We start from the raw sequence: 24,399 nt of genomic DNA on the forward strand, positions 1-24,399 counted from the left end.
AAGAATACTCTAAGCCGTGTATAAACTTTTATAGCAATTATTTGAAGTGATTATTTCATTTACAAAAACAGACTGATTTATAAATGGCTTTATATTTTGACGTAGTACTTTCTGCAATTTGAAAACTATTGCAATTTGAAAACTAAAAACATCTTCAACCTTAAGATAATTTAAAACAATTGAGAATATTGTTTTTACACTAGAAGTTGATTGACTGAATTTGTATAAACGAGAAGTTTTAAAATCTAATTCTCTCTTCGCAATTACATATGAAGACTGATAATAATCGGCTGATTTTGATGGAGAATCTAGCGTACCATCGTTCGCAATCATGGCAAAAACCAGAAAGAGCGAGATTAGGTATTTTAGACGTTTATTCAATTTATTTACTTTGAATTAGTGTTTTTCAGCCAAACGAAAATACAAATTAAATTAAGAGCTTTGATTCTAGCACAATACTATTTACGAACTTCTTCATTAATCAATACTTGTTCACTTTCTTTTCTATAAAGCAACAAAGCTAATCCCGCAACAAAAATTACACAAAATAGCAACATGTAAATTCCGTCTTTCAGTACAAAAAAAGAAAAACCAATTGCAGGCGTGGCAAGAATAACCATTAAAGCACTTGCCAAATTAGTTTTTATAAAGTTTAAAGCGTGCACTGACAAACCAATAAAAAGTAACGACGGACCAACCACAATAAACGGATAAAAAATAGATGCCGTATTACGAATCTGATTACTCAATTCAGCTTTAGCAAAATCATTATTCCCAAAACTCGACATTATTAAGTCGATTGTACAAAGCCCAATATGAGCAATAACTCCTAAAGCAGTAATGAAAGAAGCAACAGAATTTAATCTATTTTCAGGAAATACGCGATTAAATGACAATAATAAACATGCTCCAACTAAGTTAAACCAATGCGCAAAATCGATTGGTTTTTGAAAGTTGGGCAAAACTTTAGAAAAGAATAAATAACTGATCAGGAAAAATAATAATCCGAGGAGACAAATGTGTTTTGTTTTCATAATTAATTTAAAATTGATGAGACAAAACTAAAATGAAAAACCTTCGTAAATCCCTATTTTGTAGGCTTTGGTACAAAACCATCGTTTTTAGGTACGAAATTAAAGCTATAGCAAAGTTGCTTTATAATTTTTAGAAACCGGAAGTTCAATTTGAGTTAAAATAATTGTGTTTTGACTTCTCCACGACTTAAAATGCATCGGATTTATTAAATGAGAACGATGTATTTGTATTAAAAAATCAAAATCTTCCTGAATTTTTTTAAGTGAAGTCCGAATTAACTTTGAAGTGAGTTTTCCGTTTTCAGTATAAAAAATCTCGACATAATTTTGAGCGTTTGAAACACAGACCAAATCAGATTTATTGATTCTCAAAACATCTAATTTATTTTCTCCTCTAATATCTAAAACATCGTCTTTTATAGGAATCAATTTAATCAAATATCTTCTTGCAAGAATAATTACGGGAGCTAAAACAAAACCGACTTTGATAAATATAATAACGAAAAAATCTCCAAAACTGTAACCTCCATTTAAAATTGGACTTTTATAATAGGCGTAAACACTAATTAAATAGATAAAATGAAAGAAAACAATACTTCCTATTTCTAATCCCACATTCCATTTTGATATTTTTTCATAGACGCATTTTTGAATTACAGCAAGAATTGCATAACACAAAAATGCCAATAGACTAAAACCAACGCTAATTAAAAACCAAGATCGAAAATTTACAGTTCCGTCATCAAAAGGTCTTATTATAAAAGCAAAAATAAAAATCCATAAACCAAGAAGCAAACCTACTATTAGATTCTGTTTTATAGATGTGTTTAGTTGTTTCATTTGATCGGGTTTTATTAATCGTAATTTCTTGTCATTTCGACCGAAGGGAGAAATCACAAATCAAACCAATTTGCTTATTATTACTTATAAATAGTAAACTTATTATGCGTTAAATCAAAACCAAGATTTTCATAAATCAACACATTTTCTACTCGCCTTTTATTTGTAGTAACTTCAATACTTTTTAGGTTATTCTGATCTGCATATTGCTTTATCTTTTCGATTAATTGTCTTCCAATTCCTTTTCCTCTATGCTTTTGATGAATAAAAAACTCTTGAATTTCACCCACTAATCCGCAATGATGCAAAAGGTTTTGTGTATGAAAACTAATAAACCCGACACCTTCATTCTCAATTTCTGCCAACAAATAAAGATTCTTAGGATTCGAAATATTTTCGTTGAAAATATCTTTGAAAATTTCGAAATCTAAAGTTTCATTTTCAAGTTCGCATATTGCTTTGTAGACAAAATCCAGGTCTTGTTTTTCGACTTTTCTTATTTCAACTTGTGATTTCATAATCTGATTTAGCAAGTTTAGAAATATTCATTCAACCCAAGACGTTCAAATTTAACCTTATATTTTTGAATGTAATTTTTCCATTCGTTTTTAAATTCTTCATTATCATAAACAAACGCAGCATAATCAACAACTTCTTTACTGAAATGATTCCCAAAAACAGCATCAGTATTTTTTATTCCGGAATCAATAACTCGTTTTAAAACAACCAATTTATCTATTTCATTTTCTTTGCACGCTTTGTCGAGCCATAAACCTTTACCTATTTTTACATATTCTTCGAGTAAACTTTCAGTAATAAATTCAGAAGGAACATCATTTATACTGGGTTCGTGTTTACCGTTTTTGAATGTTATTAAAATCAGTTCTTCAGAATAAAATTTACGTGGAATAAGCGAAATTAATGTTCCACTTTGAGCCGCTTTTAAGCAAAGTTCTTCTGTTATAAATTCGTCTGGTATTTTCTGAATCGCAAATCCATCTTTATCAACCAATCTTTGGCAAAGCTCTCGTGTAATAAACTCCCGATTAACATATTGCAATGCATGAAATGTAGTTTTTAATGCCAGCTCACACAATTCGCGAGTTTTGTATTGTGGCGGAACTACTTTTAAATCTCTATAATTTGAGGACACTCTATTTTCCCAATATTCATAAGGTTTAGAAGGCGGATTATTTTGTTTTAAAACCAATTCTCCATTTTCTAATTCACGTTTAAGCTCTTCAAAAGTTTCTATTAACGGATTTTCAAGATGTTTGCGCAATTCAATTGATAGAATATCTTCGTCAGTTTCGTCGTCAAATTCGCAATCATTTTTAGCCTCAAAGTCATTTGCCCTGTCATTGTAATAAAACAAGTCATTTTTTCGCTCTTTAAAAGTTGTATTATGATCTTCGACCATAAAAACCGGAGCTTCAATAATACCAGAACATTTAAAATTTCCGTGATTATAAGATGTCATTACAACTTCTTTGGCTTTTACATTCCCTTTTATTTCAACATACGAACCGCCTAATAACATACTCTGGCAAGTAACATTCCCGTTAATAAAAACATACGGTCCATAATCGCCTTCGGCATTTATAATAGTTCCGTTTGTAGAGAAATTTCCATTTATTAAAACCCCTTCAATTCGTATTTTTTCAATTTCTTTTATTGACATATTTAGAATGCTCGAAAGCCATTTTTTCTCTTTCACTTCATAAAGGTCCAGATAGAAATCACCTTCAAAACTTACCTCTTGATTTGCTACAAGAAAGAAATCCTGATCTTCCCATTCGTCAAAATAATCAAATCCTTCATGATCTATTAAAAACGGAAATTGCGATTTGACTTCTTTTATTGTTACTAATTTAAAACTTGAATTCTGCATTTTTTATTTCTTCAACTATTTAATTTTCAATTCCATAATTGGCATAAACCTATTTTTTATTGAGGTTTCGAATTCACCAATTTTCACAAATCCCATTTTTGAATAAAAACTTTCAGCATTTGGTTCTGAATCCAGGGTTATTTTTCTGATTTGATTTTCTTTCATTCTATTCAAAAAATCAGTCATTAAATATTTCCCTAATCCTTTTCCAATATAATCCGGCAGTACAAATAAGTTATCAAGTATTACATTCTTTTCTTCTTCAATAATATAAGAGTAGTAACCAACAATTTTATTGTCATTTATTAGTTTAAAAACGTCATTATCTTTTAAGTAATCTTGGGTAATTGTTAGATTATTACTCCATTTTAAAATTTGCTCTTCAGAATATCCCCAATAAGCTTTTGACTTTTTGGTTATTTCAGTAAGTATTTCGTGGTCTTTTGTACTTGCTTTTTCTACTATCATAACTTCTAGTTATTTCTAAAAACAATATTACACAATATTGTCATTACTTCACAATCTTCTTATTTTCGCTATAGTAAGAAAAGTTGTATTTTTACACAATGAAAATAATTTGCAAAATGTATCTCACAAACAAAGACTTGTTTTCTACCAAAACCAAAAAGGTAAAAGAATTTTAAATATCTTTGAACTATGAGCACAGAAATAAAACCAAGACATATCGGTCGCAACATTAGCCGAATTAGAGAATTAAGAGATATGAAACAGGAAGCTCTTGCGCAAGCAATTGGTACTACACAGCAATCTATCTCGATTATTGAAGGAAGCGAAAGTGTTGACGACGAAAAACTAAAAGCAATTGCCGATGCTTTGGGCGTGCCTGCCGAAGTGATAAGAAACTTTTCTGAAGAAGCGGTTTTTAATATTATTGGGAATACTTATCATAATGATTCTGCTTCAATAAAAAATAACAACTGTACTTTTAATCCATTAGATAAACTTCTAGAATCTATCGAACAGAATACTAAACTTTATGAAAGATTGCTTCAGTCTGAAAAAGATAAATCTGCTCTTTTAGAGAAGTTACTTGATAAGAAATAATTTTTTAGAAAGATATATTTATAGAAAAACCGAAGTTTTATGGCTTCGGTTTTTTTGTGGACACAATTTAGCATCGACAGACCTGACAGGTTTACTCAACATTGTCATTTCGACGCAAGGAGAAATCGAACTCGTTGTTCTGCAAAGAGAATCGCCAATCTTTGTCGAGTTTCTAGTGTGATTTCTCCTCCGTCGAAATGACAGAACTTTGCGCTTATCAATCTTTATCAAGCTACTTACAAAGATTTCGATCCCGAAGCTTCGGGATCGAAATGGCAAAGATTACGATTAAAACACAATAAAATAAAAAGAATAAATCTGCTTAATCTGCCTAATCTCCGAGAGAAAAAATCTTGTACAAATAAGAAAACTTTAATAATTCAATTTTGTGTTACTTCTTCAAAAATCACTAATTTTGAAATTCGAAGTTCAAAACTCACATTATTATGAAATATCATCAAATAAACAGCGCTCTTTTTGTAAAAAACCGCAAAAAATTCACGGCAGAAATGAAACCTAATTCTGTTGCCGTTTTCAATTCAAATGACATTTACCCAGTTAGCGCCGACAGTACTTTGCCGTTTGCACAACATAGAGATATTTTTTATCTAAGCGGTGTTGATCAGGAAGAAAGTATTTTGCTTTTATTTCCGGATGCGCCTTATGAGAATCAAAAAGAAATGCTTTTCCTTAAAGAAACCAACGATCATATTGCCGTTTGGGAAGGTGAAAAACTAACTAAAGAACGTGCTTTTCAGGTTTCTGGAATTAGAACTGTTTATTGGTTGCAAGATTTTCATAAAATTTTGAACGAAATGATGACGTATGCAGACACGATGTACATTAATACCAACGAACATTACCGCGCAACTGTTGAAACTGAAACGCGTGAAGCTCGTTTTGTAAAATGGTGGAAAGAGCGTTATCCTGCTCATCAAGTTGCCAAAAGCAACCCAATTTTGCAACGTATTCGTTCTATAAAAGAAAGCGAAGAAATCGATTTGATTCAACAAGCTTGCGATATTACGGAAAAAGGTTTCCGCAGATTATTGTCGTTTGTAAAACCAAATGTTACCGAATATGAAATCGAGGCCGAATTGGCTCACGAATTTATTCGTAACCGTTCTAAAGGTTTTGCTTACACGCCAATTATTGCTTCTGGAAACAATGCAAACGTTTTACATTATATCGAAAACAACCAACAATGTAAAGCTGGAGATTTAATTTTGTTAGATGTTGCTGCCGAATATGCAAATTATTCCAGCGATATGACAAGAACAATTCCGGTTTCAGGAAGATATTCTGACAGACAAAAGGCGGTTTATAATGCTGTTTTAAGAGTGAAAAACGAAGCGACAAAAATGTTGACTCCAGGAACGCTTTGGAAACAATATCATTTTGAAGTGGGTAAAATTATGACTTCTGAATTACTAGGTTTAGGTTTACTTGATAAAGCCGATGTTCAGAACGAAAATCCGGAATGGCCTGCTTACAAAAAATATTTCATGCACGGAACGTCTCACCACATGGGTCTTGACACGCACGATTACGGATTGCTTCACGAACCAATGAAAGCCAATATGGTTTTTACGGTTGAACCAGGAATTTATATTCCAGATGAAAAATTCGGAATTCGTTTAGAAGATAATGTTGTGGTTCAGGAAAAAGGAGAACCTTTTAACTTGATGCGCAATATTCCGGTTGAAGTGGATGAAATCGAAAGTTTAATGAACTCATAATTCTGAGATGAAAAAGATTTTTCTATTGGTCTTTTTGATGGTTTTAGGAAATACTTTCGCTCAAACCGAAGGTTATTCTACAAACAGCGATTCCAGCAAAACCTATTATAAAACATTCGGAAAAGGCGAACCGCTTTTGATCATCAATGGTGGCCCGGGAATGAATAGTAATGGTTTTGAAGATATGGCTAAAACTCTGGCAGAAAATCAAGAAACGATTATCTACGATCAAAGAGGTACCGGAAAATCGAAGTTGAAAGATCTGAATTCTAAAACTATTTCGATGAAAATAATGGCTGATGATATTGAGTCGTTAAGAAAACATCTGAAAATTAAAAAGTGGAATATTCTGGGTCATTCTTTTGGCGGAATGTTAGCGTCTTATTACGCAACGATTTATCCAAATAGTATCGATAAATTAGTTTTTTCATCGTCTGGAGGAATTGATTTGACTTTATTAAAAACAGAAAATCTTATCGAAAGAAACCTAACTAAAGCCGAAAAAGATTCACTGAATTACTGGAATGCTAAAATTGAAAAAGGCGACACTTCGCACGAAACGCGTTTAGGACGCGGAAGAGCCTTGGCGCCAGCCTATGTTTACGATCAAAAATATGTTCCTATAATTGCTGAAAGATTAACTCAGGGAAATTCTAAAATAAACGGATTACTTTGGGATGATATGCAAAAGATTCATTTTGATTGCAAAACCAAATTGAAAACTTTTAAAAATCAGGTTTTAATTATTCAGGGAAAACAGGATGTTATTAGTAATCAAATTGGAGAATTGGCTCATAAAACGCTTCCAAATTCAAAACTAATTCTGCTCGAAAACTGCAGACATTACGGATGGCTGGATGCTAAAGAAAAATATTTCTCGGAAATAAATTCCTTTTTAAAATCATAAAACTAAACGGCTTTCAGAAATGAAGGCCGTTTTTTTTACTAAAAATGTTGCCACAAATTGCACAAATTTTCACTAATTATTCTTTCTGTAAATTGTGCGAATAAGTAAAATTCGTGTAATTCTATTTTTGAAGTTGATTTGATTCGTGTAAATTTGTGAAATTCGTGGCAAAAATTTCAGTTTACGTCAATAAATTTAAAACATCATTTTGAAAACTCTTTTATATAAAAACACCACAATCTCTTATACAGATTCAGGCGCAGGAACTACGATCGTACTGCTTCACGGCTTTCTGGAAAACAAAAAAATGTGGCAGGATTATGTTCCTTTTTTTTCAGAAAAACATCGCATAATCACAATTGATTTATTGGGCCATGGCAAATCTGACTCTCTGGGATATGTGCATTCTATGGAAGAAAATGCAACTGCCGTTCATGAAGTTTTAAAACATTTAAAAATTGAAAAAACTACTATTCTAGGTCATTCTATGGGTGGTTATGTCGGTTTGGCTTTCGCCGAATTATTTCCAAAAAGTATTCAAAAATTAGTTTTACTCAATTCGACTTCCAGAGAAGACAGCGCCGAGAAAAAATTGAATAGAACTCGCGCTATAAAAGCCGTAAAACAAAATTACGTGAGTTTTGTTAGCTTAGCAATTGCCAATTTATTCAGCGAAAACAACAGAGCAAGATTAGCTGATAAAATTGAAAATGTAAAAACAGAAGCTTTAAAAACACCTTTACAAGGAATTATAGCTTCTCTCGAAGGAATGAAAATTAGAAAAGACAGAGAAGAACTTTTACAACAAAATCTATTTCCGGTATTATTAATTTTAGGAAAAAAAGATCCTGTTTTAAACTACGAAGATAGTATCTCACAAATTGAAGACACAACTGCCGAGTTGGTTTCGTTCGAAGATGGACATATGAGTCACATCGAAAACAAAGAAGAACTCAAAACCATTTTATTAGATTTTTTCGAATAAAAAAATGCTATAAAAAAGACAAACTTGTCAAATAGCCCTTCTCAACAAGTTCAGAACTATTTTTAATAGTGTGTGTTCTTCCTTCTTTAATCAGAATAATTCGAGATGAAATCCTAATAACATTTTGATAATTATGATCGGTGATAATAATTCCTTTTTTATTCGAATTGGCTTTAATCATTTCATTTACTTTATCTACCATCAAAGGCGAAAGACCATTGTAAGGCTCATCGAGCAAAACAAACTTTGAGGGATTCGAGAGAACAATTTTAATTTCGAGATAACGTAATTCACCGCCGGAAAGATGACTTATTTTTTTCTTCAAAAGCGGTTTAATAAATTCATCTTCGCAAAAAGCTTCACTATTTTCTTTATCGATCGATAATGAAATCGCTTTTTGTACCGTCAAATAATTCGGAATGAATTGTTCTTGCGACAAATAACTGATTTCATTCAGCAAAACATTTTTATCGTTTTTCGAAACTGAATCAATACGAATACATTTATCCGCCGCTGATTCGATCCCGAAAATAATCCTGAGCAAAGTCGATTTTCCGGAACCATTTCTTCCTAACAAACCAATAATTTCAGACGTTTCACATTTCAGATACACATCAGAAAGTACAACTCTTTCATTAAATTTCTTTCGAATTCCGTCAACTTCCAGAATGTGTTTTTTCAAAATATTTTTTTGATTAAAAATGTAAGTAAACCAATTAAAACCGTCGTACAAAAAGTTAGAAAATAACTTAAAATTAAAAGATTCATTTTTGAAATTCCGTTATTCGAATAAAAAAGATAGTCGTTTTTTCGGTATAATTCTTTAAATCCAATACTCATCAAAAAACCAAAACTTAAAAACATGATAAAGAAATAATCAAAACCACCAAACAACACAGCAATTGCGCAAATTGCCAAATTAACAACCAACGTCGTTTTAAAAAATTCGAATATGTTTGATAGCTTTCTAATCATTTATTTTTTCTTCAAAAGGAATATTTACATCAAAAATTTCGTTTAACAGCAATACAATTTCTTCCAGATAATTTCTTAAAATCTCATTTGTAACTGTAATATCTAATTCTTTATCTTCCTTAAATCCAAAAGGCAAAAAGCCGGATTTTAGATTCTTAAATGAAATAATTCCAACCTCAATCGGAATATCGCCAGCTTCTTTTTCAAACATAAAAGCATATGCTAATACCTGAATGATTTTGTCGTTTTTAAGCTCTTGTGTCAATCCATTCCATGATTTCAGTATAACATTGGCCTTTTCGACTTTTCCGGTCTTATAATCAATAATTCTAATCTTTCCGTTGCGCAATTCAATTCGATCGACATTCCCTTTAATTAAAACAGGAAATGGCAAATTCGGATGATTCAATTCACGTCCGTACGTTTCTTCTAAAGCAATAATTTTAACAGCGTCACCATTTTTAATTAACTCTAATTCCATTCTTAGAAAATTAGAAACATTACGTTTCGCTACTTCAAATGCCAAAAGATTGCGCCCTTTCTTGATTTCACCTTCTTTATAAACCAACTTAAATTGTTTTAAAACCTCGCCGTCTAACAGTTTGAAACAATTTTCAAGATCAGGTTCTGAAATAAATTTACCAATAAACGGTTCGTACAAAGCTTTTAAAGTTTCATGAATTATAGTCCCAAGAGTATTTAATGCGATATTCTCCTCCACTTCTTCAACTTCCCGAATTCGGAGTATTTTTTGAAAATAAAAATCAATTGGATTTCTGATATAACTCGTTAAAGCCGAAGGAGAAAAACCAACAGTAGCAATTTCTCTCAAACGTTCCATTACGGCCTCAGATTTTGGAACCACCATTGGAGCATAAGCGGTCGTTGGTAAAACCGGATTGTAAATATCAAAAGTTAAATTGTGTTTTCTCTGTTTTTCAACTTCTAACTGCGTGATAAAACGACTACGTTCGCCGGCATCCAAACCATCATTTTCTGTATTATATATCAAATAAATATTTTTTGCTCTTTGCAACAAATGATAAAAGTGATAGGTATAAATGGCGTCTTTTTCTTTAAAAGTCGGTAGACCTAATTCTCTTTTAACATCATAAGGAATAAAGGAATTCTGAGATTTTCCAGCCGGAAATTTACCTTCATTCATAGAAGTTACAATTACAGTGTCAAAATCAAGAACACGACTCTCAAGAACTCCCATAATCTGTAATCCTCGCAAAGGCTCACCCTCAAACGAGACTTCTGCAACATCTATAATTTGCTTATAAATTGCATGTAAAGTATCAATATTATCAATATGATTATGTTGTGAGTAATAATTAATCAGCTTATTAATTACTTTGAAAACTGCAAAAACAAAAGCCTTCGCAATTTTCTCTTCTTCATTATCATTACTAAAGTTCTCTTTTATTAAAAGCAAAATCGCCGAAACATTTTCAAGAACTGCAATTGATCCGTTTTCCCATTTCTGAAAAAGCATTTGAAATAATTGTGACGGATTTGAATTAAGCTCTGTAATTCGATTGTGAGTAATAAAAGTATAGTTATTCTCTTTGATAATCCGAACCAATTTATTGGCATTTGCATAAGGCTCAACCAACGGATGGGTTAATATATCTAAAACATCTTTATAATAAAAAACATAACTTTCTCCTTTACGCGAGAGCGCATTGGTGTGCATTTTAAATAATTTGGCAATCAATATCTGAGACGGATTATTCTTTCCTGAATATCCCATCGTGATGTTTAAACTTCCAACTGAAGAAGGTAACGAATACAAAACCGGCATTAGTAAATTTTCTTCACCAAGAACAATAGCCACTTTATCAAGAGCCGTTGTTGGATTTTCTGAAATTATATTTTCAATTATACTACCTGCTAATTTTGCTTGTCCAATAGTTTTAGGAGTTCCTATTACCTGGATATTTTTAGACTGTGAAAAATCGTCTACAATCCACTCAAACGGATTAGTTTTATAGTGCTTCCAGTTTTCTTTAAAACGTCGCACAAAAAGCCCTGCATCATGATATGGATCATTTAAAAAAGTCTGATCTACATCCCAATAGATTTTAGCCTGATCTAAAGCTATAAGATGCTGCACAATCTTTTCTTCGGCGGCATTTAAAGCATTAAATCCAGCAAAAATAAAAGTCCTATTTGAAATTGTATTCGAAAAGTGATTTAGATTATTTACAGCTTCTCTATAAATTAATCCCTGATATCCAATAGATTTATTTAGCAAATGATTGTATAAGGCATCATAATACAATGGCAAAAGTTTCCAAAAATCAATATAATTTTCTAAAAGCTTTGTTTTATTCTCGACTTCAATTCCCCACTTTTTAATGTCTTCAATATCTTTCAAATACGACAACACATGCGATGGATCTAAAAGATAGCGATCAATTTCATTAAAATCTTGCAAAAGTGTTTTTGCCCAATTGGCAAATAATTCAAATGATTGTTGATTCTGCTTTTCAGTCACTGATAAATAAACCTCATAGAACTCAAACAAAAGCTCAATAGAATCTATAGATCTAATTGACGCAACATCTTGTACAAAATCCTCAATACTGATAATTTCCGGACAAAGAATCGTTTCTTTTGTTTCATTCTTCAAAGCTTCAATTAAAAAAACTTTAGCTCTTTTATTAGGTAAGACAATAGTAGTTTCAGCAAGTTTGGCTGAATAATCCTGAATTACAACAGTTGCAATTTTTCCGAGAAAAGAAGTATTTATCATTTGATAAAAATAAAAAAAGCCATTCAATTAAGAATGGCTTTTAGTATTTATTTAGAAAGTAAATTAGATTTTACCTTGGTATTTAGAACCAATGTGTCTAATTTCTGTTCTTCTGTTTTGTGCTTTACCTGCAGCAGTTTTGTTACTTGCAACTGGAACAGAAGCTCCAAATCCTTTAGAAACTAAGTTCTCTGGATTAACTCCTCTTTCAATTAAAGCATTCATTACAGCAGCAGCTCTATCTTCAGAAAGTTTTTGATTCAATTTAGCAGAACCTGTACTATCTGTGTGACCTTCAATAGAGAATTTCGCGTTTGGATAGTTTTTAAGGATTTCTTTAATTGCATCTAATCTAGCTGGAGTTTCTTTGTCTCCTGCTTTGAAAGTAGCTTTACCTGAATTAAAGTAAACTGCTCTTGCTTGAACTTTAAGATCTTCTAAAGCTTCGTTAGTTACTTCAGGACATCCTCTGTTTGAAGCAGGACCGTAAACTGTAGGACAATCGTCATCTTTATCAGCAACACCATCTTTATCAGCGTCTAAGAAAGGACAACCACCATTTTCTCTTGGACCAGCAACAGTAGGACATTTGTCATCTTTGTCAGCAATTCCGTCTCCGTCAGTATCAGGACAACCTTTTAAAGCAGCTAAACCAGCAACATCTGGACAAGCATCATCTTTATCAGCAATTCCGTCTCCGTCAGTATCAGGACATCCGTTTAATGCAGCTAAACCAAATACATCTGGACAAGCATCACTAGCGTCAACGATTCCGTCTCCGTCAGTATCAGGACATCCGTTGAATTGTTTTAAACCAGCAACATCTGGACAAGCATCATCTTTATCGTAGATTCCGTCTCCGTCAGTATCTTTACCTCCGAATTTGAAAACTAGACCAGCAGTGTGTTGAAAAACAGATCTGTCTCCCACTTTAGTTTCGTTAGGAGATACAACCCATTTATATTTTGTACCTAACTCAAGACCAATAGCATCAGTAAACCAAAAAGTTACTCCAGCACCTGGGTTAACTGTTCCGAAACTACTATCTCCAAAGAAAGTGTAACCTCCACCAACAGATAATGAAGGATCAATTACTTTAGATTTGATTAATTCTTGGAAGCTATATTTAATAGTAGCATCAATTCCATAATACATCAAATCTCCAGGATTAGTAACAACGTTACCTCTTGAATCATGTCCAGCCGCAGTTGGAGCGAAAGTAACTAATTTATCAATTTTGTTTACAGAACCTTGTAAACCAACTGAGAATCCACTACCTACATATCTATTCACACCAATGTAAGATAAAGATGGAAGAATGTTCCAGTTGTCTTTTACAGCGAATGGCTGAGAAAAGTGTTGATCAAAGAAACCATTTCCTCCACCAGCACTAGTCCTAGTGTCAACGGCATTAACTCCAAAAGAGATAGCCCATGGATTGTTACTGTCTTGTGCGTGAGAACTTAAACCCATCACCATCATCACAGCAACTAAAAGTTTGTTAAGATGTTTCATACTTAATTTTTTTAATTACAATTTAGTTAATTACAAGCAAAAGTAACACCAAATTTTTTAAATACAAAATGAAATGTTAAAAAAAACCTACAAAAATTTTAGCAAAGTGGGAATTATATAACTTTTAACATTTTTCCAACTGAAATAAACGCCTCTATTGCTATATCTAAGTGCTCTTTAGTATGTGCAGCTGACAATTGAACTCTAATTCTCGCTTTTTCTTTTGGCACAACCGGAAAGAAGAATCCGATTACATAAATCCCTTGTTTTAAAAGCTCATTAGCCATAGTTTGAGATAATTTCGCATCATATAACATTACTGGTACAATTGCAGAATCACCATCTATAATATCAAAACCAGCTTTTTTCATTCCTTCTTTAAAATAGTTAGTATTCCATTCTAATTTATCCCTCAAAGAAGTATCTTTTTCTAACAATTCAAAAACCTTAATAGATGCCCCTACAATAGCAGGCGCTAATGAATTTGAAAACAAATAAGGTCTTGAACGTTGACGTAATAATTCAACAATTTCCTTTTTGGCAGTAGTATAACCTCCCATCGCACCTCCTAAGGCTTTACCCAATGTACCGGTAATAATATCAACTCTTCCCATTACTCCTTTTGCCTCAAGCGTACCTTTACCAGTAGCACCAATAAATCCAGCAGCATGACACTCATCAACCATTACCATTGCATCGTATTTATCGGCCAAGTCACAAATCTTATCTAAAGGCGCAACCAAACCGTCCATAGAGAAAACACCATCTGTAACAATTAATTTAAAGCGGGCTCCGGCTTCGTTTGCCTTAATTAACTGCTGCTCCAAATCTTCCATGTTACTATTCTCATAACGATAACGTGCTGCTTTACACAAACGAACACCATCTATAATAGAAGCATGATTTAAACTGTCTGAAATAATAGCATCATTTTCTCCTAGCAAAGGCTCAAAAACACCACCATTAGCATCAAAAGCTGCTGCATAGAGAATAGTATCTTCAGTTCCATAAAAATCGGCGATTTTTTTCTCTAAAGTTTTATGAATATCCTGAGTCCCACAAATAAAACGCACAGACGACATTCCGAAACCATGTGTGTCCATTGCGTCTTTGGCTGCCTGAACAACTTCAGGATGAGAAGAAAGACCTAAATAATTGTTCGCACAGAAGTTTAAAACTTTTTCCCCTGTCGAAATAGTAATTTCTGCATCTTGCGCTGAAGTAATTATACGTTCTTTTTTAAAAATTCCGTTTTCTTCAATAGTTTGCAACTCACTTTGCAAATGTTCTTTTATTTTACCGTACATTTTTATTTATTTAAAACGTTAAATATTAACATTTTAGATCATTTTAGACCTTGCTAATCCTTAACATCTGATTAATTTTTTCACAAATTTACTACATCGATTTCTGTTCCTATATATACCAATGCCTTTTTTAACACTTTATAACCCAAATCTTCAATTGCATCTTGATATTCCTGAATTTGCTTCGCATATTTCGAATTTATCGCTCCGGTTTTATAATCCAAAAGATACGCTTCTTTATTCTGAGTCAAAACAACGCGATCCGGTTTTAATATTCGCCCTTCTTTCTGAACAATTGTCTGCTCGTTCAAAACATTATATTTTCCATCAAAACAAACACTTAATTCAGGATGATTGACAATTTCCTGTAACGACTTCGAAACCAAATCTACCTGATCAACCTTAATTAAACCATTCTCAATCGCCTTTGTTATCGCCAAACCAACATCTGATTTATCTTTTACAAAAGCTAAAATCTCATGAACTATATTTCCGTAAGCAATTGCCTCTTGTTGATGCGTACCCCACATTAAAGCCTCTCGTTGCGCAATTTTTATATTTTTAGGCTTTAAAACTTCTGCGACAACCGGTATCGTTTTAACCAAATTCACCGACTTAGTTACTTTCGAAAGCCTAACACGATTTCCAAATTCATATTCAAGCTTCTCTACCTCATAAACACCTTCATGAATTAAAAACTTAATAAAAAAAGAGGCCATATTACTAGGGAATTCACCATCTTTTCGCTCTTTTAAAGATTGCGAAATAACATATAATTGTTCTTCTGCACGCGTTAACGCCACATACAAGACATTAATATTATCAAGCAGCTCTTCTTGTTTTTTCGAATTAAAAACTGCAGAAGCATTTTCCCCAAAACCTTCAACTGCACTACTATTATCAATCAAAGCTTTAGGAACACCTAAATCAATATCTTCTCCATCAAGCCATAATTTATCTTTTGGCTTTCGATTATAATCTTCCTCAGCAAAAGGCATAATTACTACCGAAAACTCCAAACCTTTTGATTTATGAATGGTCATAATACGAACTGCATTATTTCCTTCCGGAGACGGAATACTAAATTTATCTCCATTTTTATCCCAGTAACTCAAAAAATCCGCAATTCCTGCTTGATTTCTAATATCTCTCTCTAAGACAATATCCAGAAAAAACTGCACATAAGCATTTCCTTCAGAAGGGAGAACAAATTTTGATATTATAATTTCTACCGCTTCATACAAAGATTTTTTACGAACATCTTCAAAAGAAAGAGAAACATCAAAACTTAAAAGCCATTTTTCAAAATCACTTTCGAGTTTTTGCGCCATTCCCTGCGCGATAAAATCATGAATCGGCATTTCAATTACGGTATTTGAAGCCAAAAAATGCAAGAAATTAGCCTTTGACTCTAAATCAGCACTATTGTTTAAATATTTAAGCAAATGAACAATCAACCGAACTTCTGTAGCATTCTGAATCATCAAGGTTTCTGATGATAACAGAGGAATGTTTTGCTCTGTTAAATAATTTGCAATCGCAATTCCCTGATCTCGTTTTCGAGTCAAAATCACAATATCTTTATATTCAAAACCTTCACCAACTACTTTCCGAATTGTATTTAAGGTGGCTAAAACATACAAATCTGACTTCTCTACAACATCTTCATCATCTGCAAAATCAGATTTTTCAATTATTGGAAGAAAAGAAATATTAACATAACCGCCTTTTTTAGAATTTGAATTTTGAAAACTATGATTCTCATACAAATCTTTATAATCTTCATTTGAAAATTCAGTCGAAATCAATTTAAAAAAAGCATTATTAAAATCAATTACTTCGCTATAACTTCTATAATTCGTATTTAGATGCTTAATTTCCTTATCAGGATTATTAAACGGATTTACATTTTTACTTAATTCTATGAATTGTTCAGCCTTTCCTCCTCTCCAGCGATAAATTGATTGTTTTGGATCACCCACAATCATCAATGTTCCTTTATTTCCATGATCATCCAGACCAGAAAGGGAATTATCGATTAAAGGAATCAGATTTTGCCACTGCATTTCAGAAGTATCCTGAAACTCATCAATAAAAAAATGACGATATCGCTCTCCTAATCTTTCATATATAAAAGGCGCTGGCTGATTCTGAATTTCACGATGAATAATCGCATTGAACTCAGAAATCGACAAAACATTTTGCTCCGATTGAATTTTCGCCAACTCATTACTAACTGTATTCAGTAAAGAAAGTGGCGTAATATTTTTCAAGAATGCTTTATAGAAATCCCTCTTTTCAAAATTCTTATATATCTTCTCTAAAGTTTTAAGCAGATCAGGAATTAAATTTTCGATCAGCGCTTTGTCTTTCGCTGTTTTATTGATTGCAATATCATCAAATTCATGAAAAGTTTTATTTCGAGGATTAAACTTCCCATCACGAATACTTTCCAGATGATTAGGAAAAGTTCCTCTTGAAAAAGATTTTAGATCAATACCATTTTTACCGATTAACTCAAGCACCTCAACAGCCAACTTTTCATTTTCAGATTCAAGCTCTTTACAAAGAACCAACATCTTCTTTTTTATCTCGACGAACTCCTCGATAGATTTATCCTGGAAATGCAAAATCTCATTTCGATTATTTTCATTCAAAACTAATCGCCCTGTTTCAAGAATTTCACGCGAAACATCCCAACTTTTATCGTCGTCAGTCTTTTCCATCGTAAAATCAATCAACAACTTTGTCAGCGTTTCATCTTGACCGGCTTGCGCAATAATCGCATCAACCGCTTCTATCAACAAATTCTCTGTATCTAAAGTAACCTCGAAAGTCATTGGCAAATTCAAGTCATGCGCAAAAGCACGAATTACTTTGTGCGTAAACTTATCAATTGTAGAAATATCAAAAGCAGCATAATTATGAATAAGATGTTTGATAATATTTTGCGATTTTGTTTTGATTTTAATAACCGAAAGCCCCGTTTCCTGCGACAAATCTTCCATCAAATCAAGCGCTTTCGCAGAAGGTTCCTCTTTTGCAAACTCAGACAAACTTCCCACAATACGACTTTTCATTTCATGAACCGCTTTGTTCGTAAAAGTTATAGCCAGAATATTACGATAAGCATCATTTTTAGTAGAAGAAAGAATAATTTTAAGATATTCTTTAACTAAAGTATAGGTCTTTCCTGAACCTGCAGACGCATCATAAATTGAGAAAGACGGACTTTGCATAAGTTTGATTATTTTGTAGGGTAAAAATAACACATTAAATATTAAATCCCAATAATGCAAAAAACCAAATTCCAATACCCGATACGTTTATCACGCACAGTTATTGGAATTTGGCATTTAATTTTTCAGACTTTTTAAAATAGTTATGCGGTTTTAGGAAAAGCTCTCTTATTGAATACAAGTAAAATTCCAACACCTGTAGATATTGCCATATCAGCAACATTAAAAATAGCATTAAAAAAAGAAACCTCTTCACCTCCCCAAATAGGAAACCAGGTTGGCAAAACGCCTTTCCAAATCGGAAAATAGAACATGTCAACTACCAAACCATGAAACCAAGTACCATAAGGCTCCGGTGAAAAAATCGTTGCTAACTTACCGTGACTGTCATCGAATATAACCCCATAAAAAACGGAATCAATTATATTTCCTGCCGCACCTGCAAAAATTAATGCAATTGCTACAATCAGATAAGTAGAATGACGCCTCTTCACTGAATCAGCTAACCAAAATCCGATTCCGACTACAGCAAAAATTCTAAAAACGGTCAGAATCAATTTTCCGTATTCACCCGGTATTTTTGTTCCCCACGCCATTCCTTCATTTTCAATAAAATGAATTCTGAACCAATCAAAAATTTTAACTTCATTACTTCCATAATCTAATGTAAAGTTTGTTTTTACATAGATTTTTGAAAGCTGATCAACAATTAAAACTAAAAATATAAGGAAATACGCTTTTCGTAATGACATTTTAATAAATTTTGATCGCAAAAATAGTAATTTAATCAAAAAAAACGCTCCCTATGGAGCGTTAATTCTATTGTAATTAAACTAAACCAATTATAATTAAGGTTTAAGTTAAACAAAAACTATTTTTTTGCAACCGGCCTGGCAGAATTTTTAGGAGGATCACTAAAAAACTCTGAGATTGACTTAAACAGACCTTTCCCTTCTTTTCCGGGATTTGCCTTTTTCATCTCATTCTTTTTCACATCAGCCTTCAATTTAATACGAATTTTTTCAAAATCTTTCATTCTATTCTCGACATCTGAGTTTACTTCTTTGAACTTCAATACTTTAGCCATTCTGTAAGTTTTTTATAGTAAATAAATAAAATTATTAACGTTTTGGTATTACAATGATACATAATTTAATTTATATTTGTTAATAAAAATTAACACTTGTTTAGACAAAAAACCAAGATTTCCTATCAATACAACACTAAAGTGAAACGATTTTAACAACTTCATCAAATCCTACAAAATATGAATGAAATCACAACTACTCTAAACGACTTTCTGGTTAACACCAAATCTTCCTCGGCATTAATACTAAATGGAAAAGGAAAACTAATTACATCATTACACTTAGACTATGGAGATAGTGTTGCAGCTATGAGTGCTGCGATATTATCAATGAGCGAAAAATTCTTATCAGACTTAGACAAAGGCACCTTAAAACAACTTTTCTTAAAAACCACAGAAGGAGTTGTTATTGGAAATAAAATCAGCGGCTCAAACTTTATAATTGCATTTTCAAAAGACGGCAGCAATTTGGGATTATTAATGCGCTCAACTGACGAAGTTTCTAACGAGCTAAGCAAGAATTCACTATTAAAATAACATAAATCTATTAACACCAAATACCACAAACTATGAGTAATGACTTTTTAAACGTGTTTCTTAACGAAATGAAAACCAACGTAAACGGCTTTATAGCAGTTGCTGTAACTGAAATTGAATCAGGATTAAGCTATGGCAACTTGACAATCGACCCAGGTTTTGACCCCGAACTTGCAGCCGCATACAATCTTGAAGTTGTAAAAGCCAAATTAAGCGCAGTAAAAGCCCTAAATCTAAATCAGGAAATCGAAGATATTTTGATTACTCTTTCAAATCAAATTCACATTATCGACATTTCACCAAACAAAAAATTCATGATCTATCTTGCTGCAGATGCAACTAAAGCAAATTTAGGAATGACGAGAGCCGTTTTAAGAAAACACAAATTAGAGTTAGAAAAAAACCTGGCTTAATCTCAAGGTTATTTAATTAGAACTGTCCTTAATCCGGACAGTTCTAATTAAAATACAATTATCACCGCCCCAAATCAGACTCTTTTACATTCTTACAAAAAATAAAACCCTTTTTACGGGCTCATTTTTAAAAATTATAATCGAATTCTTTCAAAAGAATCCGCGACTACCCAGCTACACTTCAGCAAAACATTAAACAAAAAAAACGCCCCTAAAAGGAGCGCTTATTTAATCAAATATTATCTTATCGTTGCAAGTTCTTCGCTTCAATACTCATTGTTGCATGAGGAACGATTTTTAGCCTTTCTTTGCCAATTAACTTACCTGTTACTTTACAAATACCGTATGTTTTATTCTCAACACGGAATAATGCATTTTTAAGATCGCGTATAAACTTTTCTTGTCTGATAGCCAACTGTGAGTTCGCTTCTTTAGACATCGTTTCGCTTCCTTCTTCAAATGCTTTAAAAGTTGGAGAAGTATCATCTGTTCCATTATTCAAATCGTTCATGTAAGCACTTTTTATTAAGTCCAAATCGGCTTGTGCTTTTTGTATTTTATTTTGAATTATTTCTTTGAACTCTGCTAAATCAGCATCAGAGTATCTTGTAATTTCATCTATCATTTTATACTTATTTTGAAATTAATATCATTGTTTTAATATCATCAAATTCAATTTCTGTGCCGTTTTCTAAAGCATCCACAAAAACCAAATCATCTGTTAATGTCTCAGACTTGATATAGTCTTCATTTTTAAGAATTGCATCTTCTAAAAGACCGCTTCTTTTTATTTGAACTTTAATTTTATCGGTAACTTCAAATCCAGAATCTTTACGGATATTTTGAATTCTGTTTACCAACTCTCTTGCGATTCCTTCGTTTTTTAATTCGTCAGAGATTGTAATATCAAGCGCAACTGTAATTCCGTTTGAGTTTGCAACCAACCAACCTTCGATATCTTGCGATGTTATTTCGACGTCTTCTAGTGATAAAGTTACATTATTTCCAGCAATAACAATATCTAGCGTTCCTTGCTTGTCTAACTGGTTAATCTGATCTGCAGAAAAAGACTGTATTTCTTTGGAAATCAGACCCATATCTTTTCCAAAGCGCGGACCTAAAGCTTTAAAATTAGGCTTTATTTGTTTCACCAAAATACCTGAAGCATCATCTAAAAGTGTAATTTCTTTAACATTTACCTCTGCTTTTATAAGATCAGAAATAGCTTCAATTTCAGCTCTCTGATTCTCGTCAAGTACTGGAATCATTACCTTTTGCAACGGCTGACGCACCTTAATCATTTCCTTTTTACGAAGCGATAAAACCAATGATGAGATGGTTTGCGCTTTCTGCATTTTGCTTTCTAACGTTTTATTAACAAAGTTTTCGACAAATTTTGGAAACTCAGCCAAGTGAACACTGCTATATTGCTCAGATCCTGTAGAACCTGTCAAATCTCGGTACAATTTATCCATGAAAAAAGGAGCAATTGGAGCGCTTAATTTACTTATAGTTAATAGGCAAGTGTAAAGCGTTTGGTAAGCTGCAATTTTATCATGCGCATATTCACCTTTCCAGAAACGGCGACGACATAAACGAACATACCAGTTACTTAAGTTTTCCTGAACGAAGTCAGAAATAGCTCTTGCAGCTTTAGTTGGTTCATAATCTTCATAACATTCATCAACAAATTTTATTAATGTATGTAATTCTGAAATAATCCATTGATCGATTTCCGGTCTTTCGTTTAACGGAATTTCCTCTTCAGCATATTTAAAACCATCAATATTAGCATATAAACTAAAGAATGAATACGTATTATATAATGTACCAAAGAATTTACGACGAACCTCTGCAATTCCTTCAATATCAAATTTCAGGTTATCCCAAGGATTTGCGTTTGAAATCATATACCAACGCGTGGCATCTGGACCGTATTCTGCAATTGTTTCAAAAGGATCTGTTGCATTCCCTAAACGTTTCGACATTTTTTGTCCGTTTTTATCCAAAACCAAACCATTCGAAACTACATTTTTATAGGCTACTTTATCAAAAACTAATGTTCCGATTGCGTGTAAAGTATAAAACCATCCACGAGTCTGATCGACACCTTCGGCGATAAAATTCGCAGGAAAATCTTTATTCTCGTCAATTTTATCTTTATTCTCAAAAGGATAATGCCATTGTGCATAAGGCATTGCTCCAGAATCAAACCAAACATCAATTAAATCGCTTTCACGTTTCATTGGTTGGCCTGAAGCCGAAACTAAAGTAATTTCATCAACTACATTTTTGTGTAAGTCAATTAAATCATAATTAGATTCAGACATATTTCCGATTTCAAAACCTTTAAACGGATTTTCTTTTTGAAAACCTGCTTCAATAGATTTCTCAATCGCATTGTATAATTCTTCTACAGAACCAATAAGAACTTCTTCTTTTTTGTCTTCAGTTCTCCAAATTGGCAACGGAATTCCCCAATATCTAGAACGAGATAAGTTCCAGTCGTTAGCATTTTTAAGCCAATTTCCAAAACGTCCTTCACCAGTAGACTTAGGCTTCCAATTGATAGTTTCGTTCAGGTCGAACATTCTATCTTTTACATCGGTTACTTTTATGAACCAAGAGTCTAGCGGATAATATAATAACGGCTCATCAGTTCTCCAACTGTGTGGATAACTATGTACGTATTTTTCAACCTTAAAGGCTTTATTTTCTTCTTTTAATCGAATAGCAATTTCTACATCCACAGAACGCTCTGGCGCCTGACCTGCATCATAATATTCGTTTTTAACATATTTACCGGCAAATTCACCCATGTGCGAAGTAAATTTCCCTTGTAAATCTACTAAAGGAACTGCTGTTCCGTTTTCGTCCAAAACCAACATTGGCGGAACTTCCGGTTTTGCTTCTTTTGCTACTTTAGCATCATCAGCACCAAAAGTTGGAGCGGTATGTACAACTCCTGTTCCGTCTTCTGTAGTTACGAAATCTCCAGCAATTACTCTAAATGCATTTTCAGGATTTTGATATGGCAATACGTACGGCAATAATTGCTCGTAACGAATCTCAACTAGATCAGCTCCTTTTCCTTCTGTCAAAATTTTATACGGAAGTTCCTTGTCGCCATTTTTAACTTTGTCAAAATCAGCATCATCTTCGCTTGCAAAAAATCCTTTTCCGAATTGTTTTCCAACTAAATTTTTAGCTAAAACAACATTGATTGGTTCAAAAGTATATTGATTGAATGTTTTTACTAAAACGTAATCGATTTTTGGTCCAACTGTCAAAGCTGTATTCGATGGCAATGTCCAAGGAGTTGTTGTCCATGCCAAGATGTGAATATCTCCAAAACCTTGTAAAAAGCTTGGCAAAGTTTCCGGCAAAGTCTTGAATTGTGCTACAATCGTAGTATCTGTAACATCTCGATAAGCTCCAGGCTGATTTACTTCGTGAGAAGATAATCCTGTTCCGGCTTTTGGAGAATACGGCTGAATCGTGTATCCTTTGTACAACAAACCTTTATCGTAGATTTGTTTCAAAAGCCACCAAACAGATTCCATGTATTTTGGTTTATAAGTCACATATGGATCTTCCATATCTACCCAATATCCCATTTTTTCGGTCAAATCATTCCATACGTCTGTATAACGCATAACGGTCTTTTTACACGCTTCGTTATATTCTTCGATAGAAATGGTTTTACCAATATCTTCTTTTGTAATTCCAAGTTCTTTCTCAGTTCCTAATTCTACAGGTAATCCGTGGGTATCCCATCCGGCTTTTCTTTTTACCTGAAAACCTTTTTGAGTTTTATATCTGCAAAAAATATCTTTAATCGCACGCGCCATCACGTGGTGAATTCCAGGTAATCCGTTTGCTGAAGGCGGACCTTCAAAAAATACGTAAGGCTCAGCACCTTCGCGAGTTGTTACACTCTTTTCAAATATATTTTCTTTCTTCCAAAAATCAAGTACTTCAGACGCTACCGTTGGCAAGTCAAGTCCTTTGTATTCAGTAAATTTTGTGCTCATTTTATCCTTTTCTTAAACGAGGTGCGAAAGTAAGGAATTTTGAGGAAAATAGATAAAAGATGACGTAAAA

Annotated in this window: 21 protein-coding genes; 6 read left to right on the forward strand and 15 right to left on the reverse strand. The window is 32.9% G+C overall.

The features are described 5' to 3' along the window. Window positions 1-9: 9 nt before the first annotated feature. The 6 genes from ACHRVZ_RS06720 to ACHRVZ_RS06745 form a co-directional block, all read right to left on the reverse strand. Complete coding sequence (locus ACHRVZ_RS06720) at window positions 10-381, reverse strand: hypothetical protein (RefSeq protein WP_395421470.1); 372 nt, start codon at window positions 379-381, stop codon at window positions 10-12. Between the two features lie 77 nt (window positions 382-458). Next, complete coding sequence (locus tag ACHRVZ_RS06725) at window positions 459-1,034, reverse strand: hypothetical protein (protein WP_395421471.1); 576 nt, start codon at window positions 1,032-1,034, stop codon at window positions 459-461. A gap of 105 nt (window positions 1,035-1,139) precedes the next feature. After that, complete coding sequence (locus ACHRVZ_RS06730; RefSeq protein WP_395421472.1) at window positions 1,140-1,874, reverse strand: LytTR family DNA-binding domain-containing protein; 735 nt, start codon at window positions 1,872-1,874, stop codon at window positions 1,140-1,142. A gap of 80 nt (window positions 1,875-1,954) precedes the next feature. Next, window positions 1,955-2,392 carry a GNAT family N-acetyltransferase gene (locus ACHRVZ_RS06735; protein WP_395421473.1) on the reverse strand — a complete coding sequence of 146 codons (438 nt, stop codon included), beginning with the start codon at window positions 2,390-2,392 and terminating at the stop codon, window positions 1,955-1,957. 17 nt (window positions 2,393-2,409) lie between these two features. Beyond that, window positions 2,410-3,765, reverse strand: coding sequence for a polymer-forming cytoskeletal protein (locus ACHRVZ_RS06740; RefSeq protein ID WP_395421475.1), 1,356 nt, complete (start codon window positions 3,763-3,765; stop codon window positions 2,410-2,412). A gap of 15 nt (window positions 3,766-3,780) precedes the next feature. Next, window positions 3,781-4,233 carry a GNAT family N-acetyltransferase gene (locus ACHRVZ_RS06745; RefSeq protein WP_395421476.1) on the reverse strand — a complete coding sequence of 151 codons (453 nt, stop codon included), beginning with the start codon at window positions 4,231-4,233 and terminating at the stop codon, window positions 3,781-3,783. A 189-nt stretch (window positions 4,234-4,422) separates the two neighbouring features. Here ACHRVZ_RS06745 and ACHRVZ_RS06750 point away from each other — a divergent pair, with 189 nt between their 5' ends. From ACHRVZ_RS06750 to ACHRVZ_RS06765, 4 genes are all read left to right on the forward strand, one after another. Beyond that, complete coding sequence (locus ACHRVZ_RS06750) at window positions 4,423-4,830, forward strand: helix-turn-helix domain-containing protein (RefSeq protein WP_395421477.1); 408 nt, start codon at window positions 4,423-4,425, stop codon at window positions 4,828-4,830. 446 nt (window positions 4,831-5,276) lie between these two features. After that, the gene (locus ACHRVZ_RS06755; RefSeq protein ID WP_395421478.1) at window positions 5,277-6,569 is read left to right on the forward strand and encodes an aminopeptidase P family protein; all 1,293 of its coding nucleotides are present in this window, start codon (window positions 5,277-5,279) and stop codon (window positions 6,567-6,569) included. Between the two features lie 7 nt (window positions 6,570-6,576). Further along, complete coding sequence (locus tag ACHRVZ_RS06760) at window positions 6,577-7,476, forward strand: alpha/beta fold hydrolase (protein WP_395421479.1); 900 nt, start codon at window positions 6,577-6,579, stop codon at window positions 7,474-7,476. A 208-nt stretch (window positions 7,477-7,684) separates the two neighbouring features. Beyond that, the gene (locus ACHRVZ_RS06765) at window positions 7,685-8,461 is read left to right on the forward strand and encodes an alpha/beta fold hydrolase (protein ID WP_395421480.1); all 777 of its coding nucleotides are present in this window, start codon (window positions 7,685-7,687) and stop codon (window positions 8,459-8,461) included. A gap of 7 nt (window positions 8,462-8,468) precedes the next feature. Here ACHRVZ_RS06765 and ACHRVZ_RS06770 read toward each other — a convergent pair whose 3' ends face one another. The 7 genes from ACHRVZ_RS06770 to ACHRVZ_RS06800 all read right to left on the reverse strand — a co-directional run bounded on the left by ACHRVZ_RS06770 (window position 8,469) and on the right by ACHRVZ_RS06800 (window position 19,345). Continuing rightward, entirely contained in the window at window positions 8,469-9,143 is a 675-nt protein-coding gene (locus tag ACHRVZ_RS06770; RefSeq protein ID WP_395421481.1) for an ATP-binding cassette domain-containing protein, read from the reverse strand. Between the two features lie 285 nt (window positions 9,144-9,428). Next, the gene (locus ACHRVZ_RS06775) at window positions 9,429-12,197 is read right to left on the reverse strand and encodes a PD-(D/E)XK nuclease family protein (protein WP_395421482.1); all 2,769 of its coding nucleotides are present in this window, start codon (window positions 12,195-12,197) and stop codon (window positions 9,429-9,431) included. A 63-nt stretch (window positions 12,198-12,260) separates the two neighbouring features. Further along, on the reverse strand, window positions 12,261-13,712 hold the full coding sequence (locus ACHRVZ_RS06780; protein WP_395421483.1) for an OmpA family protein: 1,452 nt from the start codon (window positions 13,710-13,712) through the stop codon (window positions 12,261-12,263). 113 nt (window positions 13,713-13,825) lie between these two features. Then, a complete protein-coding gene (gene kbl / locus ACHRVZ_RS06785) occupies window positions 13,826-15,019 on the reverse strand; it encodes a glycine C-acetyltransferase (RefSeq protein ID WP_395421484.1) in 1,194 nt (397 codons plus the stop codon). Between the two features lie 80 nt (window positions 15,020-15,099). Then, window positions 15,100-18,258, reverse strand: coding sequence for a UvrD-helicase domain-containing protein (locus ACHRVZ_RS06790; protein WP_395421486.1), 3,159 nt, complete (start codon window positions 18,256-18,258; stop codon window positions 15,100-15,102). Window positions 18,259-18,401: 143 nt separating this feature from the next. After that, window positions 18,402-19,010 (reverse strand): lipoprotein signal peptidase, encoded by a 609-nt coding sequence (locus tag ACHRVZ_RS06795; protein WP_395421487.1) that lies wholly within the window; start codon window positions 19,008-19,010, stop codon window positions 18,402-18,404. A gap of 119 nt (window positions 19,011-19,129) precedes the next feature. Beyond that, the gene (locus ACHRVZ_RS06800; RefSeq protein ID WP_395421488.1) at window positions 19,130-19,345 is read right to left on the reverse strand and encodes a hypothetical protein; all 216 of its coding nucleotides are present in this window, start codon (window positions 19,343-19,345) and stop codon (window positions 19,130-19,132) included. 180 nt (window positions 19,346-19,525) lie between these two features. Between ACHRVZ_RS06800 and ACHRVZ_RS06805 the strand changes: the two genes are divergently transcribed. Both ACHRVZ_RS06805 and ACHRVZ_RS06810 read left to right on the forward strand, forming a co-directional pair. After that, complete coding sequence (locus ACHRVZ_RS06805; protein ID WP_395421489.1) at window positions 19,526-19,882, forward strand: roadblock/LC7 domain-containing protein; 357 nt, start codon at window positions 19,526-19,528, stop codon at window positions 19,880-19,882. A gap of 32 nt (window positions 19,883-19,914) precedes the next feature. Further along, window positions 19,915-20,295 (forward strand): hypothetical protein, encoded by a 381-nt coding sequence (locus tag ACHRVZ_RS06810; RefSeq protein ID WP_395421490.1) that lies wholly within the window; start codon window positions 19,915-19,917, stop codon window positions 20,293-20,295. A gap of 244 nt (window positions 20,296-20,539) precedes the next feature. On the opposite strand, the gene ACHRVZ_RS06815 is transcribed toward ACHRVZ_RS06810, so the two are convergent. Then, window positions 20,540-20,920 carry a TraR/DksA C4-type zinc finger protein gene (locus ACHRVZ_RS06815; protein ID WP_007807070.1) on the reverse strand — a complete coding sequence of 127 codons (381 nt, stop codon included), beginning with the start codon at window positions 20,918-20,920 and terminating at the stop codon, window positions 20,540-20,542. Between the two features lie 7 nt (window positions 20,921-20,927). Then, the gene (ileS, locus tag ACHRVZ_RS06820; protein ID WP_395421491.1) at window positions 20,928-24,329 is read right to left on the reverse strand and encodes an isoleucine--tRNA ligase; all 3,402 of its coding nucleotides are present in this window, start codon (window positions 24,327-24,329) and stop codon (window positions 20,928-20,930) included. Window positions 24,330-24,399 lie beyond the last annotated feature (70 nt).

Source organism: Flavobacterium sp. FlaQc-57, from assembly GCF_044007395.1.
In the GTDB taxonomy this organism is placed as follows: domain Bacteria; phylum Bacteroidota; class Bacteroidia; order Flavobacteriales; family Flavobacteriaceae; genus Flavobacterium.

Coding starts and splice junctions, on each gene's coding strand:
- ACHRVZ_RS06775 (WP_395421482.1), bottom strand. CDS start 12,197: ATGATAAATACTTCTTTTCTCGGAAAAATTGCAACTGTTGTAATTCAG.
- ACHRVZ_RS06805 (WP_395421489.1), top strand. CDS start 19,526: ATGAATGAAATCACAACTACTCTAAACGACTTTCTGGTTAACACCAAA.
- ACHRVZ_RS06755 (WP_395421478.1), top strand. CDS start 5,277: ATGAAATATCATCAAATAAACAGCGCTCTTTTTGTAAAAAACCGCAAA.
- ACHRVZ_RS06795 (WP_395421487.1), bottom strand. CDS start 19,010: ATGTCATTACGAAAAGCGTATTTCCTTATATTTTTAGTTTTAATTGTT.
- ACHRVZ_RS06815 (WP_007807070.1), bottom strand. CDS start 20,920: ATGATAGATGAAATTACAAGATACTCTGATGCTGATTTAGCAGAGTTC.
- ACHRVZ_RS06725 (WP_395421471.1), bottom strand. CDS start 1,034: ATGAAAACAAAACACATTTGTCTCCTCGGATTATTATTTTTCCTGATC.
- ACHRVZ_RS06730 (WP_395421472.1), bottom strand. CDS start 1,874: ATGAAACAACTAAACACATCTATAAAACAGAATCTAATAGTAGGTTTG.
- ileS (WP_395421491.1), bottom strand. CDS start 24,329: ATGAGCACAAAATTTACTGAATACAAAGGACTTGACTTGCCAACGGTA.
- ACHRVZ_RS06810 (WP_395421490.1), top strand. CDS start 19,915: ATGAGTAATGACTTTTTAAACGTGTTTCTTAACGAAATGAAAACCAAC.
- ACHRVZ_RS06780 (WP_395421483.1), bottom strand. CDS start 13,712: ATGAAACATCTTAACAAACTTTTAGTTGCTGTGATGATGGTGATGGGT.
- ACHRVZ_RS06735 (WP_395421473.1), bottom strand. CDS start 2,392: ATGAAATCACAAGTTGAAATAAGAAAAGTCGAAAAACAAGACCTGGAT.
- ACHRVZ_RS06750 (WP_395421477.1), top strand. CDS start 4,423: ATGAGCACAGAAATAAAACCAAGACATATCGGTCGCAACATTAGCCGA.
- ACHRVZ_RS06800 (WP_395421488.1), bottom strand. CDS start 19,345: ATGGCTAAAGTATTGAAGTTCAAAGAAGTAAACTCAGATGTCGAGAAT.
- kbl (WP_395421484.1), bottom strand. CDS start 15,019: ATGTACGGTAAAATAAAAGAACATTTGCAAAGTGAGTTGCAAACTATT.
- ACHRVZ_RS06760 (WP_395421479.1), top strand. CDS start 6,577: ATGAAAAAGATTTTTCTATTGGTCTTTTTGATGGTTTTAGGAAATACT.
- ACHRVZ_RS06740 (WP_395421475.1), bottom strand. CDS start 3,765: ATGCAGAATTCAAGTTTTAAATTAGTAACAATAAAAGAAGTCAAATCG.
- ACHRVZ_RS06745 (WP_395421476.1), bottom strand. CDS start 4,233: ATGATAGTAGAAAAAGCAAGTACAAAAGACCACGAAATACTTACTGAA.
- ACHRVZ_RS06790 (WP_395421486.1), bottom strand. CDS start 18,258: ATGCAAAGTCCGTCTTTCTCAATTTATGATGCGTCTGCAGGTTCAGGA.